The organism is Brevibacterium sp. JSBI002, assembly GCF_026013965.1.
Taxonomy (GTDB): domain Bacteria; phylum Actinomycetota; class Actinomycetes; order Actinomycetales; family Brevibacteriaceae; genus Brevibacterium.
In genome coordinates this window covers 3,315,216-3,337,918 of record NZ_CP110341.1, presented here as the reverse complement: position 1 = coordinate 3,337,918, position 22,703 = coordinate 3,315,216, and the positions used below count along the sequence as shown (strand labels likewise).

The window sequence follows — 22,703 nt, the reverse complement described above, 5'->3', positions numbered from 1 at the left end:
TCGGAAGTATCGGTCGGCGGGGGAGAGGTGGGCTCTCCGGCGTGATGTGCCGTGGCAGTTGCGGTTCCTAACTTCGGTGTCATCGCACCGATTCCCTGTGATCGGCACTGAACGACTCTGACAAGGATCTGCCATGACACTCATGCTCAACGACCCGGCCTCGCCCGCCGACACCGAGGTCGGTCGAACCCCCGGGAGCGCGGTCGCCCCTCCCGCCGAACCTCGGACTCACGAACCCCAAACCGCCGCCGCACCCCACCGTGACCAGGCCATCGACCTCATTCGATTCGGCTGTCTCGTCGTCGTGGTCATCCTCCACTCGATGATGAGCGCGGCAGTGCTCGGATCCGACGGCACAGTGGCGCCGACAGTAGCGCTGTCGACGACCGCCGGATTCGCCGCAACGTCCTGGTTCTTCCAGATCATGCCCCTGTTCTTCATCATCGGCGGATACGCGGGCATCACCGGATGGCGGCGCACCCGTGCCCGAGGCGGAACCGGGACCGACTATCTGCGTGCCCGACTGCGCCGCCTCGCCGTACCCACAGCGGTCCTCGTCGTCATCGCCGGAATCGGACTGTCCGCGGCCGCTGACATGGGCGTTTCCTCCGAGCTCATCGTCGAGGCGAGCCGCCGCATCGGCCAACCGCTGTGGTTCCTCGCCGTCTATCTCGGCCTGTCCTCACTGGTGCCCGTTGCGGTGCATTTCCATGAAAGAGCGCCGAGGCGGTCCCTGGCAGTCCTCGCCGGTGCCGTCATCGCCGTCGACGTTCTCACGCGGATGACCGGGGTCACCGGCCTCGGCTATCTCAATTTCCTATTCGTCTGGCCGCTGGTGCAACAGCTCGGGTTCTTCTTCGCCGATGCCGCTGACCGCCCGATCAGCCGTCCCGTGGTGTGGACGGCGCTGGTGGCCGCGCTGGGTCTCCTCGGCGGACTTGTTGGGGCCGGGGTGTACAGCCCGAACATGCTCGTCAACCTCAATCCGCCGACTGGTGCCCTCGTTCTGCTCGGCGTCGCACAGCTGTGCGTGCTGCAACTGTTCCACGCCCGGCTGAATCGGGCGCTCAACGTCGATCGGCTGTCCGCAGGGTCGACGATGACCACAGGAGGCACCATCACCGAGGCGGCCCCCACCTTCCGAATCCTCACCGCCCAGTTCTGGAAGCGGGTCATCGACTGGGGCAATACATACGGAATGCAGGTCTACCTGTGGCATATGAGCGTCGTCATCGTCCTCATCGGAGCTCTCGGATGGCTGGCGCAGACAGCCGTCGGCTTCTCGACGGGAATTCTGCTCGATCTGCCGACCGGCGCCGTCGCCGAGTTCATCCTTCCCGAGATCGAGTCGGGATGGTGGTGGGCGACGCGTCTGCCGTGGCTGCTTGTGGTCATGGGACTCTCCGCGCTGGTCGCCATGGCGGCGGAGCGGATCCCGTTCCCCTCCGAACGGCGACTTGCCGCAGTCGGTCGCAGCCTCTCAGCGCTCGTCCGTGCTGTCCTCCCTCAGGGTTTCCCGGTGCAGTCATTCAGCTCGCGGGCGCGCGCCATCATCGCGGTCGGAGCGGCCACGATGGGCATTGCGATCGCCCTCCTCGTCGGGATCGCGCCGATGATCTGGACGGTCTTGGCGGCTGGCCTGCTGATGGGTTCGCTCATCCTGTCGGCAGGGCTCGGTTCGAATCGCGGGAGCGAGGCGGACCACGGGCCCGCCCCGGATGCCGGGCTCACTCCACTGCGGCCGCCAGCTGGTCGGTGACAGTGCCCCAGCCGTCGAAGAACCCGAGCTCCTCGTGCCGGGCGCGCTGCTCCGGGCTGCCGTGCCGCACGATGGCGCGGTAGTCGGTGCCGTCGGGCTGGTCGCCGAGGGTGATCTCGGTGGTCATCGCCACCGGGTCCGGCAGCGACGGGTGCCAGGAGCTGCTGACGGCGTTCGTGAACACGAGTCGGCTGCCTTCCTCGATGACTAGGAACACCGCATCGACATGTGGATGCCATTCGGTGCCGTCTTCGCTCATCCGGGTGACGAAGGCGCCGCCCGGAGCGAGCTCGAGCGAATCCACGCGCAGGCTCAGGGGTGCCGGAATCCACCATTGGGCCAACTGATCCGGCGTGGTCCAGGCGTCCCAGATGGCTTGCTTCGGGGCGCGGATGATTCGCTGGATGCTGAGGTCGAGGTCTGGATTCTGATTTCGGGTGCGAGAGAGATGGGTGGTCACGATTCCTCCTTGGTGGGGGTGGGCCCGTCTGAGTCGACGGAACCCGTGGTGACGAACTGTTCGAGCCGGTCGGTGGCGCGTTCCCAGATGTGCCGCTGTTCTTCGAGCCAATCCGAGAGCAGATGGAACCGATCCTGGTTGAGCACACAGGTGCGCACGCGCCCGGACTTCTCGGTCCGGATGAGGCCGCACGATTCGAGGCTGCGCACATGTTTCATGAACGACGGCAGCGAGATCGACAACGGCTCGGCAAGCTCTCCGACGCTGGCCGGTCCCCGTCCGAGACGCGCGATCACGCTGCGGCGAGTGGGGTCGGCCAATGCCGAGAATATGGCATCGAGCTCATCCGAATACTTAACCATGAGGCTAAGTATTACACCCTGGGGCGGCGTATGGGAAGAGGAGGACGAGAAAAATCGCCGCGTGGTGATGGATCGAGGGCAGACAAGTGCGAGAGGTCTGCCGCGAGATCAGTGGAACTCCGGTCGCCGGGTGGGCCGTTAGGTAGCCTGTTCGAGCAGTCGGGCGATGATGTCGCGCGATGCCGGGGCGGCGTCTGCGTATTCCGATGAGCGCCGTCGAAACCGCAGTGGGGCCGGCGGCAACGATCGACGATCACGTCGCGTCCGGACGAGACGGCGGGCCGCCTCGGCGAGGAATGACGACTCTCTGCGTCGAAAAATGACAATCATCGGCGACATATGACATGCAGTGACAGCGCGCGTCACCGGGCACGCACGAACAGGATTCGGCCACTCACACTGAAGCTCACCGCAGATGTAGCGGTGCCCATCAGTGAAGGAAGGATCCGCCGTGAGTTCACCCCGTTTCGAGCCCACCACCACCGCCGGAATCTCGACCCGATCGGTGCACTCGGGAGCCATGCCCGAGGCGCACACAGGTTCGGTTGTGGCCCCGATCTTCCAGACTTCGACCTTCATGATGGACACCCCGGGAGAGACCCGCGCCGGTTTCGACTACGCGCGCACCGGTACGCCGAACCGCAGCGACCTCGAACAGGCCCTGTGCGAATTGGAGGGCGCGTCGTTCGCCGCGGCCGTCAACTCGGGAACCTCGGCCGAGGTGGCAGTGTTCTCCGCGCTGCTGCGTCCCGGTGACGAGGTCATCCTGCCCCGCGACGTCTACGGCGGAACCTTCCGACTCCTGCAGAACGAGTACGTGCGCTGGGGCGTGGTCATCCGCACCGTCGACCTCACCGACACCGCGGCGCTCGCCGCCGCCATCAATGAGAACACCGCGATCATCTGGGTCGAGACCCCGAGCAATCCCGGGCTCGACGTCATCGATATCGCCGAGGCGGCCCGCATCGCCCACCGAGCGAACGCGCTCCTGGCCGTGGACTCGACCTTCGCGACCCCGGTGCTCCAGCGTCCGCTCGAGCTCGGGGCCGACATCGTCGTCCACTCGACGACGAAGTTCATCAACGGCCACTCCGATGTCATCGGCGGGGCGGTCCTCACCGGTGACGGGACGAGCTGTCCCCGCGCCGCCGAGGTGGTCGACCGTATTGAGAGCCACCTCGCTTCCGTCGGGCTGGGCATCTCCCCGTTCGACGCGTGGCTGACCAGGCGCGGGATCAAGACCCTGCCGGTGCGGATGAAGGCTCACTGTGCCAATGCGCAGGCGGTGGCCGAATGGCTCGAGACCCGCGACGAGGTGGCCGAGGTGATCTACCCGGGCCTGCCCTCGCACCCGGGGCACGAGGTGGCGAAGCGGCAGATGAGCGGATTCGGGGGAGTGGTGTCCCTGCGCACCGACACCGAGGAGCGGGCACTGTCCCTGGTGGCGAACACGAAGCTCATCACTCTGGCCGAATCGCTCGGAGGAGTCGAGTCCCTCATCGACCACCCGGCGACGATGACGCACCTGTCCGTGGCCGGCAGCGAGGTCAGCGTCTCCGGCAAGTTCATCCGCCTGTCCGTCGGCATCGAGGACATCGAGGACATCCTCGCCGACCTCGCGCAGGCCCTCGACGCCACGTCCGATGATGCGGGCACGAGTCCTGCCGACAGTGCAGCACGCACCGCTCCTGCGGGGCAGCACCTCGTCTCGTCTCCAGCGGCTGCGGTCCCCGTATAGCCGACGGCATCACGTACCGGGAGCGACACTTCCTCCCGGTGCTTCGGCATCCCTCACCCCAAGTGGCAGACCACCTCGTTGCAGCGAGGTGATTCGTCGCGAAGGGTGAGGGATGCTCAGACACGTCGCGAGCAAAGGGGCGGCTGATGCGGTCCGGGGCTCCAGCGTCCACTTGGAAATCCAGTGGGGCCGGTCACAGGGTGTCGGGAAAACCCGACGTGGGGTCGGAGGTCTTCGTGCTGTTCGCGAGCCCGCGGCTCCCGTAGCGTATTTGCTATGAGTGAGAAGACCCCCGAGAACCCGCAGGATCAGGAGCCGCTCGGCCCCGGTCCGGAGGAGACTCAGACCCGCGAAGCGGACCCCGCTGCGAACGAACGCGAAGAGTCCATCAGCGCCGCAGACATCGTCAATGCACCGGCGACCACCGAGGTCGACGCAGCAGCGGTAGATGAACCGACCGCTCGCGAAGCCGGAGAGTTCCGGGCGAAACCCGTCGACCTCGACGTGCCGTTCGCGACTGGCTCGACCCGAGTCATGGGAGCCGGCGCTCAAGCCCAGCGCCCTGACTACCCGCCGATGAACCCCACGAGGCCGGTCACCTACACTCACCCGACGGCTCCTGCGCAGGCGGGACCTCGCACCCGTCCCTCGGCCGGAGCCCCTCCGGTCGGGTATGCACCCTCGAACAACCCGAACTACCCCACCCCTCCCGGTCGCGACCCGCGGCCTGCCCCTCAACCCGGACCGCGCCCAGCACCACAACCCGGCCCGCAGTTCGGTCGGCCCTCGCCGAACGCACAGCACGCGCCGCACCCACAGCCCATGCCGACGGCACAGCCGATGCCACGCCCGCGGCCGCCTCGGCGAATGAAGCCGCCACGCGAACCCGTCGCCTACGCACCGGTCACCGGCTCACTGCCGCTGAGCCGGGACGAGGTCACCGAGATCCCCGCCGACGGACCCATCACCTGGCCCAAGCGTCCGACCGGAATCATCGGCGTCGCGAACCTCGTGCTCTCCGCCGTCCTCGCCCTGATCTGGGCGTGGATCCCGCTGGGACTGCTGTTCACCGGAATCGGCGGCATCTTCGCACTCGGCCTCGGCGTCCTCGCCCTCCTCGTCTGGGTCCTCGTCCAGCAGGGTGCGAACAACGCCGAACGCTACCGGGCCGAACTCATCTACTCCGACAAGATCCCCGTCCCGAAGATCGAAAGCAGCAACCGCGAACCCGGCATCAGCCGCTTCCTCCACAACCGCTGGCTGCAGGTGAAATCCGGTGCCTTCTGGCGCTCGACTGCCCACCATTACATCAAGATGCTCCTCGGTCTGATCGTCGTCGCCGGCACCATCGCCGCAATCTGCGGATCCATCTTCGGCATCTTCGCGGCCATCAACCCGCACGGAGTCAACACCTTCTTCATCGGCGAATCCATCGACGGACCGGCCCGCATCGGTGTGGCCATCGGCGCCGTCATCGTCCTCGCCAGCTCCCTGGCCATCCTGTGGTTCGCCCCGCTGCTCGACCGCGCCCTCGACCGGGCGCTGCTCGCCCCGGCCCGCACCGTGGCGCTGCAGGCCGAGGTCACCGAACTCGATCGGGCCCGCATGGCCGGCCTCGAGGCGGCAGCCGCGGAACGTCTGCGCATCGAACGCGACCTACACGACGGAGCCCAGCCCCGCCTCGTCGCCCTGACCATGACCCTGGGCATGGCGAAGTCCAAGATCGACTCCGATCCGGAGAAGGCGAAGGAACTCGTGGCCGAAGCCCATACCGAAGCCAAGGGCATCGTCAACGAACTCCGCCAACTGGCCCGCGGAATCCACCCCGCCGTTCTCACCGACCGCGGACTCGACGCCGCCGTCTCCGCGCTGGCCGGACGATCGACGATCCCCGTCGACGTCGATGTCCGCCTCGAGGGAAGGATCGGGCGCGAGGCCGAAGCCGTGTCGTACTTCGTCGTCGCCGAATGCCTGACGAACATCTCCAAGCACTCCGGCGCCACCCGCGCCAGCGTGTTCATCGCCCCGACCGAGACAGGTGTGCAGATCGTCGTCACCGACAACGGCCACGGCGGCGCACGCGTCGACCGCAGCGGGCGTCACACCGGGATCGCCGGTCTCATCGACCGGGTCGAAGCCGCTCGTGGCACACTGAACCTGACCAGCCCCGCAGGTGGGCCAACGACTGTAGTTGTGGAGGTGCCATGCGCATCGTAATCGCTGAAGACTCCGCCGTCCTGCGGGCCGGACTCGAAAGGCTGCTCGCCGACGCCGGACACGAAGTCATCGCCGCCGTGCCCGACGCCAACGAACTCCTCGCCGTCGTCCACAACGATCCACCGGACCTCGCCGTCATCGACGTGCGCATGCCCCCGACGTTCACCGACGAAGGCATCCGCGCCGCCGTCCTCATCCGCAAGCAGAACCCGGACGTCAAGGTCCTCGTGTTCAGCCAGTACGTGGAGGAGCAGTACGCGTCCGAACTCATCGCCGAGAACACCGGCGGCTTCGGCTACCTGCTCAAGGACCGAGTCGCCGATGTCGAAGACTTCCTCACCGCTGTCGACGAGGTCGCAGGAGGCGGCACCGTCCTCGATCCGGAGGTCGTGTCCCAGATCCTCGTGCGCACGCGCAAGAAGGACGGACTCTCGACGCTGAGCCCTCGCGAGATCGAAGTCCTCCAGCTCATGGCAGAGGGCAAGTCCAACGCCGCGATCGCCGGCACCCTGTATCTCAGTGCCGGTGCCGTAGAGAAGCACATCTCCTCGGTGTTCACGAAGTTCGGCCTCACCGCCGACACCTCGGAGAACCGTCGAGTCCTCGCCGTCCTCACATTCCTCGGAGCATAGAATGCCTGCCACAGTGCGCATCAGCGAATCCGCCCGCGTCGGTCTGCGCGCGGTCCTGATCATCCTCGCCGCCGTCGTCCTCCTCGTCCCCGTCATCGTCAGCACCGCCCAGGGTGCTTCCCGCCTCGACTACGGGCGGATCGAATCATCCGAACCGCTGCCGAAGGCGATGAAGGAACTCAAGATCGGTCTCGACTCCGGTGGCGCCGTCGACATCAAGACCGCCGACGTCGCCGAAGCGACCGTGAAGCTCACCGGCACAGGTCCCCGCGACAGCTCCGCGGACCTTGAGGTCGACAGTCGAGCCGATACCGCCGAGGTGGCCGTGAAAAACGATGAGAAACTGGAGAACACCCGGTTGACCTTCACCATCCCGACCAGTGAGGCGAAAGACCTTGCCCTGGGCTTCGACGGCAACTACGGCCGGTTCGATGTCACCGGTGACTTCGCCGAGATCAACGCCGACACCGGTGGTGGAACTGCGAACGTGACCGGTTCGGCTGAGAAGGTGCGGACCACGAGCGATTGGGGCGCCACCTATCTGGACGGTGAGTTCGGTTCCGTGTCGGCCAAGACCGGGGTCGGTGCCATCGAAGGTGAGAACCTCATCGTCAGCGACCGCATCGACGTGGTCAGTTCGACGGGAACCGTCGACCTCGACTTCACCAATCAGGCGATGCCCGCCGGCGGAATCATCGCCAAGACCGAAGAAGGCTCGATCGACGTGCGGGTGCCGAATCTCAAGCTCACCTCAGAAGAGCTGGATGAGGACTTCTTCTACCGGATCAACGCGAAGTCCAATGACGGCAGCGTCGACCTCGCCTCCGATCTGAAGAAATACGATGTGGCGGACGACCCGAAGGAAGCCAAGGGCAAGACCCTCGTTCCGGTCTCGGCCACAGCGGATACTGGTACCGTCACAGTCAACCAGAACTGAGAAACGACCGGCGCACGGGCGGGCTCGACTGCGGGCTCGCCCGTGCGGCGTCTGAGGGGTCGACGATCATGCAGATCACCGTCTATGGAGCAACGGGAACCTTCGGCGCACAGTTGGTGCCCCAGCTGCGCGAACGCGGACACACCGTCTTCGCAGCTCATCGCGGGAGCGGGGTCGACACGGTGACCGGGCAGGGAGTCGCCGAGGCGGCCGAGGGCAGCGACGTCCTCGTGGACTGCGTCAACCAACTGACGATGAACGCCCACAAAGCCATCGACTTCTTCTCCCGCAGCTCCCGTTCGATCGCCGAGGCCGCTGCAGAGCAGCCCGGCACCTCCGTGGCCGTCCTCTCGATCGCGTTCCGCCCCGAGGCAGCCGAATCACGGATGACGGGCTACTACCAGGGCAAAGCCATGCAGGAGCGTATATATCGCCGGCTCGTCCCGGACGAGCAGTTGCTGATGTTCCGGTCCGCTCAGTGGTTCGAACTCGTCGACACGATGACGGTCAAGGCAGGGCCGCTGCGCTTCGTGCCGAAGATGCGTGTGCAGGCACTGACCGTCGCCGAGGCGGCACGCATGATGGCCGAAGCCATCGACGCACGCGAACTCGGCACCATCGAGGTCGCCGGTCCTGAGATCAGCGACTTCGCTGAGATCGCCCGCAGACTTGCCGCGGCACGTGCCCGGACAGCCGGGGCTAGGCGTTCGAAGATCGTGGGCATTCCTCTGCCCGGGCCGATGGCCCGAGACGGACTCATCCCACCGTCACCGAGGATGTCCGATAAGACCGTCGACGAATGGCTGCGCTCGGTCTGAATCCCAGATGAGGCGCTGATCCCGGTGCGAATCGCTGACCCCGACCGCAGCCCAGCGCCCCGATCTCGGGGAACGGCGTATCATCCGTTCCGGAGGTTGTCATGGATTGGATGGAATACGGGCTCAACTGGGTCGACGCAGTGAGGATCGTCCTCTCATGCGTGGCCTTCTACTTCGGGATCATTCTGCTCTTGCGCATCTTCGGACAGCGCACTCTGGCGAGCCTGTCGAGCTTCGACGTCGCCGCGATCATCGCGATGGGCGCGATCATCGGGCGGTCCATCCTCGGCGATACCCCGACCCTGGCCGCGGGCGTTCTGGGTCTGGCGACCCTGCTGATCCTGCAGGCTCTCAGCGGATTCGGCCGACGCTTCGGATTCGTGCGCAGCGTCGTCAACTCCCCGGCGGTGGTGCTCATGGCCGGCCCTGAGATCCTCACGGACAATCTGTCGAAGAGCCACGTCGATCACGACGAACTCATCGCCAAACTGCGATCCGCTGGCATCCGCAACCGTGATGAGGTGGCGTGCGTGATCCTCGAATCGACCGGTCAGATCAGCGTCATCCGGCGCGGCGCACCCATCGCCGAGGAGATGCTCACCGGGGTCGTCGGCGCCGACCGAGTGCGCCGCGACGGCTGAGACTCAGTCGAGCCCGAGCACCTTCGCGCCGTTGGTCCACAGCACCGATCGCATCCAATCATCGCCGAGGCCCAGGGCGGCCAGGCCTGCGATCTGGTCGACGTAGGGGTAGGGAATGTTCGGGAAATCAGAGCCGAGGATGACCTTGTCCTCAAGTCCGGCCAGGCGTTCGCGGTAGGCGGGGGTCACCTCGGCGGGGGTGGAGAAATACCCGGAGGCGAACATCGTCGTGTCGAGATAGACGTTGTCGAATCTCTCTGCGAGATCGGCGAACTCGTCGTACTCGGGCATGCCCATGTGGGCGATGACGAACTTCAGCTGCGGGAACTTGGCCAGAACGTCCGCCACCGCCTGCGGCCCGGTGTACGTGCCCGGCAGGGGAGCAGAACCGGCGTGGATGACGATCGGCACTCGCGCCTCTTCGAGTGCCCTCCACGCAGGGTCGAGGACCTCGTCATCGGGAGAGAACACACCGACCTGGACGTGGACCTTGAACAGCTTCGCACCGGCGGCAAGCGCGGCCGGGACGTAGTCGGCGGATTCGGGCTCGGCATAGAGGGTGCCGCAGTGGATGACGTCGTCGTGGGCGGCGGCGAACTCGGCGTTCCATTCGTTGAGCCACGCGGCCATTCCGGGTTTGTGCGGGTAAGTCAGGGCCGGGATCGCGCGCAGGCCGAGCTCGCGGACGATATTCAGGCGGGTGTCCGTGTCGTACCGGTAGTTGATCGGCCAGTCGCGGCCGTAGTTGTCCGCGGCATTGTCGAAGTACTCCCACACCTTGTCGAGCACGTTCTGCGGAAGGAAATGGACGTGGATGTCGGCGAGCCCCGGCAGGCCGAGGGCACGGGCATAGTCGGGAACCTCGGCGTCGGTGCGCGGGGGAGCGGTCATCGTGTCGGGGACCTCGAAGGTGCGACCGATCGTCGTTCCCTGGGCAGGGTTCGCGGTTGGGAGAGTGGGTGCGGTCTGAGTCGCTGCGTCATCGGAGTCGTTCATGGCCCCACTCTATGACCTCGCCGCCCAGGTCTTCAGCACTCGCCCATGCCCGACGCATAGACTGCCAGGATGAGCCTGCGCGATCCGTTCACGATCCCCACTCCGTCTCAGGTCAGACCCGTGGGGAAGGCGCCGTACTGGACTAGGGGGCAGACCGTGACCTGGACGTTCCGTCGATTCGACTTCGACCGCGACCTCGCCGAGGTGGCCCGCCCGATGCGTGTCATCGCTGATGGGCCGTCCGGTTCTGTTCTGTGGTTGGCCGGGGGTACCCCGACGCAGGAGACCCGCATCGTCGGGTGGGAAGACACGAACGCCCACGATGTGCCGTTGAAGGCACGGTTTCGTCCCATCGCTGAGGCGCCGACGCGGATCAATGTCGAGGGCACGTGGCGGGGTCGCGGGGTGCTCAAGATCGTCCCTCCCGAGGTTCCGTTCTCCGTATGGGTGCTGCTCAAAGATGCTGGGGATGATGTCGATCGTCCAGAGTCCGGCGGCGTGCGGGTCGAGTGGTACATCAATCTTGAGTCCACGCACCAACGCACCGATGATGCGCTGTTCACCAGCGATCACATCCTCGATATCACCTTCCCGATCGCGTCTATGCCTCTGCATGCCGAGGGCGGTCGGCTCGATCCGACAGGCGCAGTGTTCAAGGACGTCGACGAGCTCGCCGCGGCGGCGAACTTCGGGGCGTGGCCGAGGGAGTGGTCGGAGATCATCCGGGACAATGGCAGCCACCTTCTCGACCACCTCGGCGATTTCGGTTGGGCCTTCGAACCCGAATGGGAGACGGTGGCCCGCGATCTGGTGGGGAAGGCCCGACTGGGTGCCGCCTCGGTGTCAGAAAAATCGTTCGATCAGGAACATCGGGCGATCCCGAATGGTTGTTACGACCGACAGCATCGGTGATCGTCGCGGATGCACCTGTCGCCCCACTGAAGCACACAAGTGAAGAATGATCTGCTGCTGAAAGGAACCGTCTCCATGACGACCAACCATCGGATTCGCCTGAACTCGCGCCCTGTGGGCGCTCCCACTGCAGAGAACTACCTGCTCGACGAGGTACCTGTGCCCAGCCCGGGCGAGGGGCAGGTGCTGCTGCGCACCCTCTATCTCTCGCTCGATCCGTACATGCGCGGGCGGATGTCGGACGCGAAGTCCTACGCCAAGCCCGTCGAGGTCGGCGATGTCATGGTCGGCGCCACCGTGTCCGAGGTCGTCGAATCCAATGCCGAGGGCTTCGCCGCCGGTGAGATCGTGCTCGGCTACGGCGGTTGGCAGGAGTATTCGGTCGAGTCGACCGGACACCTGCGCAAGATCGACCCGGAGCTCGCGCCGATCTCCACCCACCTCGGTGTGCTCGGAATGCCCGGGTTCACTGCGTACGCGGGTCTGCTCGAGATCGGTCAGCCCAAGGAGGGTGAGACCGTGGCCGTGGCCGCTGCGACCGGCCCCGTCGGATCCGTCGTCGGGCAGATCGCGAAGATCAAGGGAGCGACTGCCGTCGGCATTGCCGGCGGACCGGCCAAGGTCGCTCACCTGCGTGAGCTCGGCTTCGACGTGGCACTTGACCACCGCACGGGGAACCTGCGGCAGGAGCTGAAGGAGGCGGTGCCGCAGGGCATCGACGTCTACTTTGAGAACGTCGGCGGGGAGGTCTTCGATGCTGTGCTGCCGCGGCTCAATACGTTCGCTCGCGTGCCCGTGTGCGGTCTCGTCGCCAACTACAACCTCACCTCGCTGCCCGAGGGGCCGGACCGTTCGGGAGCGCTCATGGGCAACATCCTGTCGAAGTCGCTGCTCGTGCGCGGATTCATCCAGACCGAGTTCGCCGAGCGTCTGACCCCGCAGTTCCTTACGGACATGAGCGGCTGGCTCAAGGATGGCAAGGTTCGCTTCCGCGAGGACATCCGCCCCGGACTCGAGAAGGCTCCCGAATACTTCAACGATCTGCTCACCGGCGGAAACTTCGGCAAGATGGTCGTCGCCGTGGGCGCCGAGAGCTGAGGCTGTCGGTTCATCCCTGAATCGGAAACGAGGAGGCGGCGTCGGCCAGTTCTGGCCGATGCCGCCTTTTTTGTTGGTGAAGTCGGTATTGCTGTTCAGACGGGCATGTGCCTCGGCGAACTCACGCGAAGTGAGCGAACACCTCGGCGGGGTCAAGGCCGAAGCTCAGCGCCAGGTTGAGCACGATGCGGGCCTTGCGGGCATCGAGGATGCCAGCGGGCACGAGTCCCGCTTCGAGTAGGCCGATCTCTCCTCCCGCATAGCCGTAGGTGCGGTGCAGGCTCGCACCCGAACCGGTGCGTGAGGCCAGCACCACGGGCATCCTCTCCGCCAGTCGAGCGACAGCGGGCAGCAACTCCTCGGGGACGTGGCCCCCGCCGACCCCGGAGACCACGGCGCCGGCGAGGCCGGAACCGGCGATGAGATCAAGGGTCTCTACCGGTTCGCCCATCCCCACCTCGGCGAGAGCGACCTTGCTCAGCTGAGACGGACGGGGAAGTCCGGCGAACGGTGATTTCGGAGGCTGGGGCGCGTGCGGGAGATGGAGATCGTCTTCGCCCAGCCATCCGATCGCGCCGAGGATGGGCCCGGAGGAGAACGCGGCCGTCGAGGTGGTGTGCGACTTCGAAACGAACCTCGGATCGTGGACTTCGTCGTTGAAGACCAATGATGACGGCAGATCACTGACCTTGTCGGACAGGGCAGTGAGGGCGGCGGCCCGGACATTCGCCGGCCCGTCGGCTCCGGGCAGGGTCGGATTCCGCATGGCCCCGGTGACAGCGATATGAGTGCTCGAGTCATTGAGCAGCCAGAGCCCGAACGCGGACTCTTCAAGAGTGTCGGTGCCTTGGGTGAGGACGATTCCATCGGCCCCGGACGTACGGGCGAGGTCGACGACGTCGCAGAGCATCTCCAGGGTGACATTCGCGCTCGAAACCTGAGCAACCTGAGTGAAATCAGCCCGCAGATCCGGCCAGACCTGATCGAGACCCGCGGCCGCAGCGATCTCCGCGCCGCTGAGCGCTGGAGCAACCCCGCCCGCGGCATTGGCGGTCGACGCGATGGTCCCGCCGAGAGCGGCCAAGAGCAGGTGAGGGGCGGTGTGGAGTGAGGTCTCAGGCATGATTGGAGTCTAACGTCAGTTCCTACGTCAGTGGCCTTTGCTAGCCTCCACGCATGGACCCCGCCACCGTGCTCCGCTTGGCCAACGACCAAGCCATGCAGTACCCCTCGGTCGAGCTCGACCACCCATTCGGACCGGACAATGCCGTGTACAAAGTGCGCGGAAAGATGTTCATGATGGCATACGAACTGCGGGGAGTTCCGAGCCTCAACCTCAAGATCGATCCCCTCGACGGTGAGGTGCTGAGAGATGCCTATGCGGAGATCTCACCCGGATATCACATGAATAAGAAGCACTGGATCACAGTGGCCGGGGAAGGAGGCGATGACGGCGGCGAACCCGGCGCCGCAACTGCCGGCGATCGTCTCGATCCCGATCTTCTCCACGACCTCGTACTCGAGTCTTACTGTCTTGTCGTGGCCTAGATGTCCAAGAAGGACCGACCTGTTGACCCTGACACCTTCGGAGGGAGGAGCGACAGCCGTTGACCTCACTCGACTCGCGAATTGGCGCGCACTCGCCTAGGCGCAGAGAATAGTTCCTATGTCCGCCCTGTCATCCGCGCTCGCCTACCGGCGACTGCTCGAATCGAATGCCACCCTGCGCATGCTCCGGGCCGACAACCTCGCGGTCATGGCCGGAACCCTCGACGCTCATCTCGGCAAGCCCGGCACCAGGATGAACACCGAGGATCTGCACGAAAGCATCGACGCCGACCTCGAGGAGCTCCGCGACCACTTCGACCTCTCGCTGCGGACAGCGAAGGCCTACTGCGATGACTGGCGTCGCGCCGAAATCCTCGTCCGCCGTCCCGCCACCGCAGCCAGAGGCGAAACCTACGAACTCTCCGCCGCCGGCTTCGATGCCATCCTCATGCTCGAGCAGCTGCGCACCCCACCACAGACCGCCACCGAATCCCGGCTGGTCAGACTCGCCCAATCCGTGCGACAGCTGGCCATCGACACCGACCCGGACAGCTCTCGCCGCCTCGCCTCCTTGCGCGCCGAACGTGACCGCATCGACGCCGAGATCGCCCGTGTGCGCCGCGGCGATCCGCGCTCCGTCGTCCTCGACAGACGCCGAGCCAACGAACGCGTCTCCGACATCCTCCAGCAGGCGCAGGGACTGCCCGCCGACTTCGCCCGCGTGCGTGCCCGCTTCGAAGAGCTCAACCAGGACTTGCGGATCTCGATCCTCGCCGCCGAGGACTCCCAGTCCCAAGTCCTCGACGAAGTGTTCCGCGGCGTCGATCTCATCGAGTCCTCCGACGAAGGCCGCACGTTCTCTGCGTTCTCCGCCCTCGTCCGCGACCCCGAACAGTCCGCGGCCTTCGACGACGGCATCGCCGCCATCCTCGACCGGGACTTCTCCGCCACCCTCTCCCTGGCCACCCGCCGTTCCCTGCGCACCCTGATGCGCCAGATGAAGGACGGCTCCCACGAGGTCTCTGACATCCTCACCGAGTTCGCCCGTGGCCTGCGCCGCTACGTCCACTCCCACGAATTCCAACGCGACCGCGTCATGCGCACCCTCCTCCAAGAGGGCCTCGCCGCGGCTGCACCCGTGTCGCAGGAGCTCAAACCCTACGACGAGATCGGCATCGATCTCGAACTCTCCAGCGTCTCACTCGGCAGCGTCGGCGAGGTCATCCTCCACGACCCCGAGGAGTTCAACGCCGGAGCGGAACTCGGCGAAGCCACGGACTCCGAGATCGACTTCGCCGAACTCATCGCAGTCGCCCGCGAATCCGAAATCGACTTCGCCGAGCTCACCGAGAACATCAACTCCGTCGTCACCTCCACCCACGAGGCCTCCGTCGCCGACGTGCTCGAGACCTTCCCCGCCACACAGGGACTCGCCAGCGTAGTCGGCCTGTTGTCCCTGGCCAGCACCTATGGCCACGTCGATGTCGGCAACCGCGAAATCCTCACCTGGGCCGGCGTCGACGGCATCGTCCGCACCGCCGCGATCCGCCGCCACTACTTCACCGAAGGCATCACCCTATGAGCCCCACCCACCACGACAACGACACAGCCCTCGCCGAGGTGGGAGCCGCCTCGGCGAGGGAATCCACCGATTCCGCGGATGACCTCAGCCACAACCCCAGCGGTCTGTGGTCCGGTGACACCGGAACATTGGGAGAGCGCACCCGCCGAGTGCTGCTCGAACTGCTCAAAGGGCCGTATGTGTCCGGGACGCAGGCCCCGCAGCTGTGGGCAGCTCTCGTTGCGGATGAAGGCCTCGTCCGCTCGCGCCTGCACGATCTGTTCCTCGACCTCGTCATCGACCGGGTCGACGAATTCGCGTTCACCCGCAAGATCGTCACCGACGAGATAGACGCCCCAGCTGCGGTGCGCAGCGAACGGCTCACGTTCCTCGACACGGCCATGCTGCTGGTGCTTCGACAGCTGCTTCTGGCGGCGCCGGGGGAGAAGCGCGTCATCGTCGATCGCGAAGAGGTCTATGAACGCCTCGCGATCTACCGCACCGGGGACGAATCGACGTTCCAGCGCAACCTCAACGGTGCGTGGTCGCGGATGAGCAACCGGCTGCGCGTGCTCCACAAAGCCGGTGAAGATCGCTTCGAGATCTCCCCGATGGTGAAGTTCCTCGTCGACGAGGACCGTGTGCGCGAGCTCATCGCCGTCTACGAACGCATCGCCGCCGGTGAGACCGATGCCGGTGAAATCAACGCCGACACCGAGGAGGACGAAGCGTGACCGAGGCACTCTTCCCGCTCGACGCGGCGTTCGTCGCCGACCAGGCGCGTGCTCGCGGAGCGAACCGACCCGACGTCGGCAGCCAGTGGCGGCTGAGCGAGATCCAGATCGCGAACTGGGGCACCTTCGACGCCGACATCCATCGCATCCCCGTCTCCCACAAGGGTCACCTCATCACCGGGCCCTCGGGGTCGGGCAAGTCCTCCCTCCTCGACGGAATCGCCGCAGTGCTCACCCCGGACAAGTGGCTGCGCTTCAACGTCGCCGCTCAGACCGCGGGCGCGCGCCTTGACCAGCGCAGCCTCGTCAGCTACGTCCGCGGAGCCTGGACGCGCACCGCGGACACCGAAGAAGATCGGGTGGTCAGCAAATATCTGCGTCCACGCGCCACTTGGAGCGGAATCATCCTCCGCTACGACAACGGCAGCGACAAGCCCCTGTCGCTGGCGCGACTCTTCTTCATCAAGGGTTCGGGCACGAAGGCGACGGACCTTTCCGACGCCTGCGTCCTCGAGCGGGCGGACCTCGACCTCTCCGACCTGCAGCACTACGCCCGGTCCGGACTCGAGACCCGCAAACTCAAGGCCGACCATCCCGAAGCCGTGGTCACCTCGAACGGCCACCACGGGAAGTTCTATGCACGGATGCGCAAGACCTTCGGCATGGCCGACGAGTCCGCGCTCCAGCTGCTGCACAAGACACAGTCGGCGAAGAGCCTGGACAGCCTCGACCGGCTCTTCCGAGACCATATGCTCGAAAGCCCGGTGACCTTCGACCTCGCCGAGACCGCCGTCGCCCAGTTCGGTGACCTCAAAGACGCTCATGACCATGTCGTCGAACTGCGCAAACAGCGCGATCATCTGCTGCAGCTGCGTGAAGCCGCCTCCCGTTTCGAGACCGCCAACGACATCGCCGCGAAGTCGATCGCGCTCAGCGAATCTCTGCTGCCGTACCAGAAGCGGCGCGAGCTCGATATCCTCCGCGCCGATCTCTCGGCGCTGACCAGGCAGATCGTCGAACTCGAGGTCACCGCTGACCGCGCCAAACGTGACTTCGACGCCGCTGTCGACGAATACGACTTGGCCAGACGGGCCACTTTGGAGCTCGGCGGTTCCGAGGCCGAACACTTTCAGCAGCGTATCGATACCGCCGAGACCGAACGCCGTGCCATCGCCGAACGTTGGGCAGGGCTGGCTCGACAACTCGAGCAGGCCGGCATCGAGCACGCCCCGACCACGGCCGCCGAATTCGCCGAACTGCAGGCTCAGATCGCGTCCAGCCTCGACGACGAGTCCCAGGTGGCCGGACCCAGCCACGCCGACCACGACCGCTTCTCCCAGGCACGGGCGAATGTCCGCGAACTCGAAGGGGAGATCGAATCCCTGCGGCGGTCCGGCTCAACAGTGCCGAACAACCTCATGGCGATCCGGTCCGAGCTCGCCGCCGGCACCGGACTGAGCGAGAAAGCGCTGCCGTTCGCGGCCGAACTCATCGAAGTCGACCCGTCCGAAGCCCGATGGACGGGCGCGATCGAACGCGTGCTGCGACCGCTGGCGCTGACGGTCCTCGTCCGCTCCGAGAACCTCTCGGCCGTGCGCACCTGGGTCGATGCCCACCGCATCCGCGGCCGGCTCGTCTTCGAGGAGATCCCGCACTCAGTGCCGAGCCCCCGCCCCGTGGGCAGTGAGAAGTCGCTGGTCAACAAGGTGAATGTCAGCGACACCGGCTTCGGCGACTGGGTCCGGACCACCCTGTCCGAACGCTTCGACTTCGCCTGCGTCGACCACCCGGACGAACTCGACGACCACCACCGCGCCGTCACCGTCAAAGGTCAGGTCAAAACCTCACGCACCCGGTACGAGAAGGACGACCGGCGGGCCATCGACGATCGCAGCCAATGGGTCCTCGGCGACCGCGAAGCGAAACTCGAAGCCCTCATCGAATCCCTCAAAGAGGCTCAGTCGGAACTTGCAGCGGCAGAACAGGTGGTCGCGGCTGCCGATGCCGAAACCGCTGCCGCACACCGGCGCCGCGGCATCCTCGCCGGCATCCGTGAACAGTCCTGGCGCGACGTCGACCGAGACGGCGCGGCCGAAAAGGTCGCGACTCTCGAGCGGCAGCTGGCCGAACTCGAAGACGCCGACGGGGACCTGCAGCAGGCGATCGGAGCCGAACGCGAAGCCAAGGCGGTCAAGGACGAAGCCGAGAAGGCGAGGAACGACGCCGACTACGCTCTACGCCGTGCGAACGAAGAATCGACGGGGTTGCGCTCGAACATCACCCGGATCGAGGACGACGTCAACGCCGGTCGCATCGCGGAGGTGGAGGACCACCTCGTCGAGGAGTTGGATGATCGGTTCCGGAAGATCCAACGCAGCATCAAGCGGGAGAACCTCGCCGAGGTGGGCCAGCAGGTCTCGCAGGTCCTGCAGGAGGAGAAGGACCGGGCGCAGGCGGATGCCAGCCGTGCCGGTCAGTCCGTGACACGCTTGGCCGCTGAGTTCAAGGCCGCATGGCCGTCGGTTTCGTCCCAGCTCACAGCAGAAGTCGATGATCGTCGCGCCTACTTGTCGATGCTCGATGAGATCCTCGCGCACGGACTGCCCGATCATGAGAACCGGTTCCGGGAGCTGCTGCAGCAACGGTCCCGAGACCTCATCGGCGAACTCCTCAACGAGATCCATGCCGCTCCGCGTGAGATCGAGGATCGAGTCGCGCCCATCAATTCCTCGTTGCTGCGCTCGCAGTTCGACGAAGACCGGTACCTGCGGCTGAAGGTCAAGACCCGCCGGTCCGAGACCGTCAACGCCTTCATCGCCGATCTCCGCCTGGTGGCGAGCGGCAGCTGGGGTGAGGACGATATGGAGACTGCGGAGAAGAAGTACGACACTCTCGCCGAGGTGATGCGCCGATTCGCCTCCAGTGAGCACGTCGACAAGGTCTGGAAGACCCAATGTCTGGACACACGACTGCACGTGAGCTTCCTCGCCGAGGAGATCGACGATCACGGTCGCGCACATGCCACCTACGATTCGGGTGCGGCGATGTCCGGTGGTCAGCAGCAGAAGCTTGTGATCTTCTGCCTGACGGCAGCGCTGCGCTATCAGCTCGCAGATCCGGACGAGGCGATCTCGAAGTACGGCACGATCATCCTCGATGAAGCCTTCGACAAGGCCGACACCCGCTATACCCGAATGGCTCTGGACATCTTCATCGAGTTCGGGTTCCACATGGTGCTGGCGACACCGCAGAAGCTGCTGCAGACGATCGAACCCTATGTGGGTGCGGCGACCTCGATCGAGAATCCGAGCCGGCAGAAGACCCTGACCTCGACGATGGTGTGGGACGAGACCGACGGTGCCGGTGACGGGAGCGGTGCGGTTGATGGTGACGGTGCTGGTGACGCTGCCGGGTCCGACGACATGGAGTCAGGTGTGGCCGGAGCCGAGCGTGAGGCTGACGTAGTCGAATCGGATCGGCCGACATGGGTCGCCGGGGAGGTCGAGCTCGAATTCGGGGATGAGCCGAGCGCCGAGGCGGACCGAGGACAGGCAGATCGTGGAGCGGCGGAGCAGGCTGGGGAGTCCGACGGCCGATGACCATGCTCTCCGTCGCCGAGGCCCGAGTGAAGGCGCGCAAGCGTCTCACCTCGTCCATGGCCGTGTGGGCGGCGGAGTCCGTTGACGAGGTGCGTGTCGAGATCGCACTCCACGCGCCGACGGAGAAGCAGGTGCTCACGGATCAGTCTGCCGCCGTCGACTGGGCCGGTGACTGGCGGGCCGTCGAGGACAGGGCAGGAGCCGCCTCGGGGCTGGAGATCGACTGGGAAGATCGCAGCTGGGCTCGGGTCGGTCGCCAGCGGGTGCCCATCCGACTGCGCCTGACCACCTCCGATGAGGTGGCCGCCTTCGTCGGCGGGGACACCGCACGTGACTGGCGGAAGCTGCGCGATCGGGCCCGCCAGATCCGCGATCGGCTCGGGCCCGTGGCGAGCGAATCGGCATCGACCGGCGACGTCGATGCGAACGGTTCCGACGGCGACTCTCTTGCTGCGGCAGTGCGATCCCAGGCGAAGCGGGTCCTCTCCCTGACAGACGATGCTTTCGTTATCGTCATCGACGTCGTCGACTGGCTGCGCACGCACCCGGTCGGTTCGCTGCGCCCCAGGCAGCTGCCGATTCGCGGAGTCGACTCGAAATGGTTCGAAACCCACCGCAGTCTCGTCACCGCTCTGCTCGGCGGAATCGGGCACGCCGATGCCGTGAGTGTGCTCGACGCGGAACCACGCCTGCGCCTGCGCATCCTCGAGCCGGCACTGATCTCCACGGCGAATTCCGGAACAGCTGGGGCTCCTGCTTTAAACGGCGTTCCCGCCCTCGACGACATCACCGCACCGATCTCTCAGCTCAGCGGCCTGCCCCTGGCGCCGAGGATCGTCTTCGTCTTCGAAAACCTCGAATCCGTTCTCGCCATGCCTTCTTGGACCGGAGCTGTCGCCGTGCACGGATCCGGATACGCCGTCGACGGAGTGGCACGCCTGCAGTGGGTTCGGGATGCCCGCGTGATCTATTGGGGCGACCTCGACTCGCATGGTTTCGCGATCCTCAACCGACTGCGCAGTCACCTGCCGGAAGTCGAATCCGTGCTCATGGACGAAACGACGCTGCTCGAGCACCGCGACCTCTGGGTCGACGAACCGAAACCGAGCACCGGTGCCTTCGCACACCTCGCGGGCACTGAAAGGCGCGTCCTCGACCGGATCCGCGCTGAAGGAAACGTCCGTCTCGAACAGGAGCGCATCCCCTGGGATGCGGCACTGAACCGGCTGCGCACCGCGGTCGGTGAGGTGCCGGAGGATCACTTCGGCGAAGGAACCGTTGCAGGAACCGCACGTTCCACGGAAGGACAGAGCCGCCTCGGTGAGGGCGATGATGACGACCGATAAGCCGCGCGGGGGATTGGTCGCACTGTGCGTCGCCGAACTCGTCTGCTGGGGATTGCTCTACTACTCGCTGCCGGTGGCTGTCACCCCGATCTCGGCGGACATGGGGTGGAGCCATACGGCGGTGACGGCGGCGCTGACGGTCGGGCTTATCGTCTCCGCGCTCATGGGGCCGAGCGTCGGGCGGATGCTCGACGTCCGCGGACCGAAGCTGATCATGGGCGCGGGCACAGCCATCGGGGTGGTCGCTCTTGGGCTGGTCGCGGTCGCCCCGAACCTGTGGGTGTTCTTCGGTGCATGGATCCTCGCCGGATTCGCTCAGGCCGCGACCCTCTACCCGCCGGCGTTCGCCGTCGTCACCCGCTGGTACGGGGCCGATCGGACGAAGCCGCTGACGACGATCACCCTCGTCGGCGGACTCGCCTCGACGGTGTTCGCGCCGATCATCGCCTGGCTCATCGACGAACTCGGCTGGCGGGGAACCTACGGTGTGCTCGCCGGCCTGCTCGCAGTCTTGGCGCTGCCGATGCACCTGTTCTTCCTCAACCGGACATGGACCGACGAGGCGGCCGCGTCCACGGTGAAACCGAGCCGGGCCGAGCTGTGCGAGGTCACCCGCCACCCGCGGTTCATCACCCTGCAGATCGCGGTTGCGATCGCCACATTCACTCTCTTCGCGGTGACGATCAACATCATCCCGCTCATCATCGAACGCGGTGCCGCCTACAGTCTGGCTGCGGTCGCGCTCGGACTCGTCGGCTTCGGTCAGGTGGCCGGACGGTTCGGCTATCCGTGGTTGGAACGGCACACCACGGCTCGGGCGCGCACCGTCATCCTCTTCGCATCAGGAGCGGTCGGTCTGTGGCTGCTCGCCTTCGTGCCGGGCCCGCTCTGGCTGCTCATCGGCATAGCCATGATCACCGGCGGCGTCCGCGGCTGCATGACATTGTTCCAGGCCACAGCGGTCTCCGACCGGTGGGGGACGAAGAACTTCGGTGCGATCAACGGGGTCTTCGTCGCCCCGGTCACCGCCGGCACGGCACTGGCACCGGTCGCCGGGCCCGCCTTGGCCGGGGTGCTCGGCGGGTATCCGATGATGGCAGTGGCCATGGCCGGGCTGCTCAGCCTGGCGACCGTGCTGTCCGCGCGGACGTGAGGGGTGCAGGTATCAGGGCCGCCTCGACGTGGGAGTCTGCACATTCGCGCATTCCCTCAGAGCCGCCTCGGCGAGGAAATCTCTGTCACAGAGGGTGAGGAATCGGACAGCGGCACCGGGAGAGACCGGGGCTAGACTGAAAGCGCGGTCAATGCCCCACCTGTGGGGCAGCCCTGCCGGGGTTGGCGACAG

Annotated in this window: 19 protein-coding genes; 15 read left to right on the top strand and 4 right to left on the bottom strand. The window is 65.9% G+C overall.

Annotated elements, in window-relative coordinates:
- Positions 1-133 precede the first annotated feature (133 nt).
- On the top strand, positions 134-1,759 hold the full coding sequence (locus tag LJ362_RS15135; RefSeq protein ID WP_264799850.1) for an acyltransferase family protein: 1,626 nt from the start codon (positions 134-136) through the stop codon (positions 1,757-1,759).
- Here LJ362_RS15135 and LJ362_RS15130 read toward each other — a convergent pair.
- Both LJ362_RS15130 and LJ362_RS15125 read right to left on the bottom strand, forming a co-directional pair.
- A complete protein-coding gene (locus tag LJ362_RS15130; RefSeq protein ID WP_264799849.1) occupies positions 1,728-2,219 on the bottom strand; it encodes an SRPBCC domain-containing protein in 492 nt (163 codons plus the stop codon). The two genes, LJ362_RS15135 and LJ362_RS15130, sit on opposite strands and share 32 nt — an antisense overlap.
- The gene (locus LJ362_RS15125; protein ID WP_264799848.1) at positions 2,216-2,581 is read right to left on the bottom strand and encodes an ArsR/SmtB family transcription factor; all 366 of its coding nucleotides are present in this window, start codon (positions 2,579-2,581) and stop codon (positions 2,216-2,218) included. The genes LJ362_RS15130 and LJ362_RS15125 overlap by 4 nt, the downstream gene beginning before the upstream one ends.
- Before the next feature lie 451 nt (positions 2,582-3,032).
- Here LJ362_RS15125 and LJ362_RS15120 point away from each other — a divergent pair, with 451 nt between their 5' ends.
- The 6 genes from LJ362_RS15120 to LJ362_RS15095 all read left to right on the top strand — a co-directional run bounded on the left by LJ362_RS15120 (position 3,033) and on the right by LJ362_RS15095 (position 9,564).
- On the top strand, positions 3,033-4,319 hold the full coding sequence (locus LJ362_RS15120) for a trans-sulfuration enzyme family protein (protein WP_264799847.1): 1,287 nt from the start codon (positions 3,033-3,035) through the stop codon (positions 4,317-4,319).
- A gap of 276 nt (positions 4,320-4,595) precedes the next feature.
- Positions 4,596-6,536, top strand: a complete 1,941-nt coding sequence (locus LJ362_RS15115) for a sensor histidine kinase (protein WP_264799846.1) — start codon at positions 4,596-4,598, stop codon at positions 6,534-6,536.
- Entirely contained in the window at positions 6,524-7,168 is a 645-nt protein-coding gene (locus LJ362_RS15110; protein ID WP_139909223.1) for a response regulator transcription factor, read from the top strand. Before LJ362_RS15115 ends, LJ362_RS15110 begins: the two co-directional genes overlap by 13 nt.
- A 1-nt stretch (position 7,169) precedes the next feature.
- The gene (locus tag LJ362_RS15105; RefSeq protein WP_264799845.1) at positions 7,170-8,105 is read left to right on the top strand and encodes a hypothetical protein; all 936 of its coding nucleotides are present in this window, start codon (positions 7,170-7,172) and stop codon (positions 8,103-8,105) included.
- A gap of 68 nt (positions 8,106-8,173) precedes the next feature.
- Positions 8,174-8,923 (top strand): SDR family oxidoreductase, encoded by a 750-nt coding sequence (locus tag LJ362_RS15100; protein ID WP_264799844.1) that lies wholly within the window; start codon positions 8,174-8,176, stop codon positions 8,921-8,923.
- 101 nt (positions 8,924-9,024) lie between these two features.
- Positions 9,025-9,564 carry a DUF421 domain-containing protein gene (locus tag LJ362_RS15095; protein WP_264799843.1) on the top strand — a complete coding sequence of 180 codons (540 nt, stop codon included), beginning with the start codon at positions 9,025-9,027 and terminating at the stop codon, positions 9,562-9,564.
- Between the two features lie 3 nt (positions 9,565-9,567).
- Here the strand turns inward: LJ362_RS15095 and LJ362_RS15090 are convergent, their stop codons facing one another.
- Complete coding sequence (locus tag LJ362_RS15090) at positions 9,568-10,560, bottom strand: amidohydrolase family protein (RefSeq protein ID WP_320109131.1); 993 nt, start codon at positions 10,558-10,560, stop codon at positions 9,568-9,570.
- A gap of 69 nt (positions 10,561-10,629) precedes the next feature.
- Between LJ362_RS15090 and LJ362_RS15085 the strand changes: the two genes are divergently transcribed.
- Together LJ362_RS15085 and LJ362_RS15080 are read left to right on the top strand one after the other, a co-directional pair.
- Positions 10,630-11,472, top strand: a complete 843-nt coding sequence (locus LJ362_RS15085) for a DUF402 domain-containing protein (protein ID WP_264799841.1) — start codon at positions 10,630-10,632, stop codon at positions 11,470-11,472.
- Positions 11,473-11,547: 75 nt separating this feature from the next.
- Complete coding sequence (locus LJ362_RS15080; RefSeq protein WP_264799840.1) at positions 11,548-12,570, top strand: NADP-dependent oxidoreductase; 1,023 nt, start codon at positions 11,548-11,550, stop codon at positions 12,568-12,570.
- A gap of 121 nt (positions 12,571-12,691) precedes the next feature.
- On the opposite strand, the gene LJ362_RS15075 is transcribed toward LJ362_RS15080, so the two are convergent.
- Positions 12,692-13,693: an asparaginase gene (locus LJ362_RS15075; RefSeq protein ID WP_264799839.1), complete on the bottom strand. Its 1,002-nt coding sequence runs from the start codon at positions 13,691-13,693 to the stop codon at positions 12,692-12,694.
- A 53-nt stretch (positions 13,694-13,746) separates the two neighbouring features.
- Between LJ362_RS15075 and LJ362_RS15070 the strand changes: the two genes are divergently transcribed.
- The 6 genes from LJ362_RS15070 (at position 13,747) to LJ362_RS15045 (ending at position 22,511) form a co-directional block, all read left to right on the top strand.
- The gene (locus LJ362_RS15070; RefSeq protein ID WP_264799838.1) at positions 13,747-14,118 is read left to right on the top strand and encodes an MmcQ/YjbR family DNA-binding protein; all 372 of its coding nucleotides are present in this window, start codon (positions 13,747-13,749) and stop codon (positions 14,116-14,118) included.
- A 118-nt stretch (positions 14,119-14,236) separates the two neighbouring features.
- Complete coding sequence (locus LJ362_RS15065; protein ID WP_264799837.1) at positions 14,237-15,700, top strand: DUF3375 domain-containing protein; 1,464 nt, start codon at positions 14,237-14,239, stop codon at positions 15,698-15,700.
- On the top strand, positions 15,697-16,413 hold the full coding sequence (locus tag LJ362_RS15060; RefSeq protein ID WP_264799836.1) for a DUF4194 domain-containing protein: 717 nt from the start codon (positions 15,697-15,699) through the stop codon (positions 16,411-16,413). Before LJ362_RS15065 ends, LJ362_RS15060 begins: the two co-directional genes overlap by 4 nt.
- Positions 16,410-20,012: an ATP-binding protein gene (locus LJ362_RS15055; protein WP_264799835.1), complete on the top strand. Its 3,603-nt coding sequence runs from the start codon at positions 16,410-16,412 to the stop codon at positions 20,010-20,012. The genes LJ362_RS15060 and LJ362_RS15055 overlap by 4 nt, the downstream gene beginning before the upstream one ends.
- Positions 20,009-21,358 carry a Wadjet anti-phage system protein JetD domain-containing protein gene (locus LJ362_RS15050; RefSeq protein WP_264799834.1) on the top strand — a complete coding sequence of 450 codons (1,350 nt, stop codon included), beginning with the start codon at positions 20,009-20,011 and terminating at the stop codon, positions 21,356-21,358. The genes LJ362_RS15055 and LJ362_RS15050 overlap by 4 nt, the downstream gene beginning before the upstream one ends.
- On the top strand, positions 21,345-22,511 hold the full coding sequence (locus LJ362_RS15045; RefSeq protein ID WP_264799833.1) for an MFS transporter: 1,167 nt from the start codon (positions 21,345-21,347) through the stop codon (positions 22,509-22,511). Before LJ362_RS15050 ends, LJ362_RS15045 begins: the two co-directional genes overlap by 14 nt.
- The last annotated feature ends 192 nt before the right edge of the window (positions 22,512-22,703 follow it).

Coding starts and splice junctions, on each gene's coding strand:
- LJ362_RS15060 (WP_264799836.1), top strand. CDS start 15,697: ATGAGCCCCACCCACCACGACAACGACACAGCCCTCGCCGAGGTGGGA.
- LJ362_RS15045 (WP_264799833.1), top strand. CDS start 21,345: ATGACGACCGATAAGCCGCGCGGGGGATTGGTCGCACTGTGCGTCGCC.
- LJ362_RS15100 (WP_264799844.1), top strand. CDS start 8,174: ATGCAGATCACCGTCTATGGAGCAACGGGAACCTTCGGCGCACAGTTG.
- LJ362_RS15050 (WP_264799834.1), top strand. CDS start 20,009: ATGACCATGCTCTCCGTCGCCGAGGCCCGAGTGAAGGCGCGCAAGCGT.
- LJ362_RS15115 (WP_264799846.1), top strand. CDS start 4,596: ATGAGTGAGAAGACCCCCGAGAACCCGCAGGATCAGGAGCCGCTCGGC.
- LJ362_RS15125 (WP_264799848.1), bottom strand. CDS start 2,581: ATGGTTAAGTATTCGGATGAGCTCGATGCCATATTCTCGGCATTGGCC.
- LJ362_RS15065 (WP_264799837.1), top strand. CDS start 14,237: ATGTCCGCCCTGTCATCCGCGCTCGCCTACCGGCGACTGCTCGAATCG.
- LJ362_RS15070 (WP_264799838.1), top strand. CDS start 13,747: ATGGACCCCGCCACCGTGCTCCGCTTGGCCAACGACCAAGCCATGCAG.
- LJ362_RS15105 (WP_264799845.1), top strand. CDS start 7,170: ATGCCTGCCACAGTGCGCATCAGCGAATCCGCCCGCGTCGGTCTGCGC.
- LJ362_RS15135 (WP_264799850.1), top strand. CDS start 134: ATGACACTCATGCTCAACGACCCGGCCTCGCCCGCCGACACCGAGGTC.
- LJ362_RS15075 (WP_264799839.1), bottom strand. CDS start 13,693: ATGCCTGAGACCTCACTCCACACCGCCCCTCACCTGCTCTTGGCCGCT.
- LJ362_RS15090 (WP_320109131.1), bottom strand. CDS start 10,560: ATGAACGACTCCGATGACGCAGCGACTCAGACCGCACCCACTCTCCCA.
- LJ362_RS15110 (WP_139909223.1), top strand. CDS start 6,524: ATGCGCATCGTAATCGCTGAAGACTCCGCCGTCCTGCGGGCCGGACTC.
- LJ362_RS15085 (WP_264799841.1), top strand. CDS start 10,630: ATGAGCCTGCGCGATCCGTTCACGATCCCCACTCCGTCTCAGGTCAGA.
- LJ362_RS15095 (WP_264799843.1), top strand. CDS start 9,025: ATGGATTGGATGGAATACGGGCTCAACTGGGTCGACGCAGTGAGGATC.
- LJ362_RS15080 (WP_264799840.1), top strand. CDS start 11,548: ATGACGACCAACCATCGGATTCGCCTGAACTCGCGCCCTGTGGGCGCT.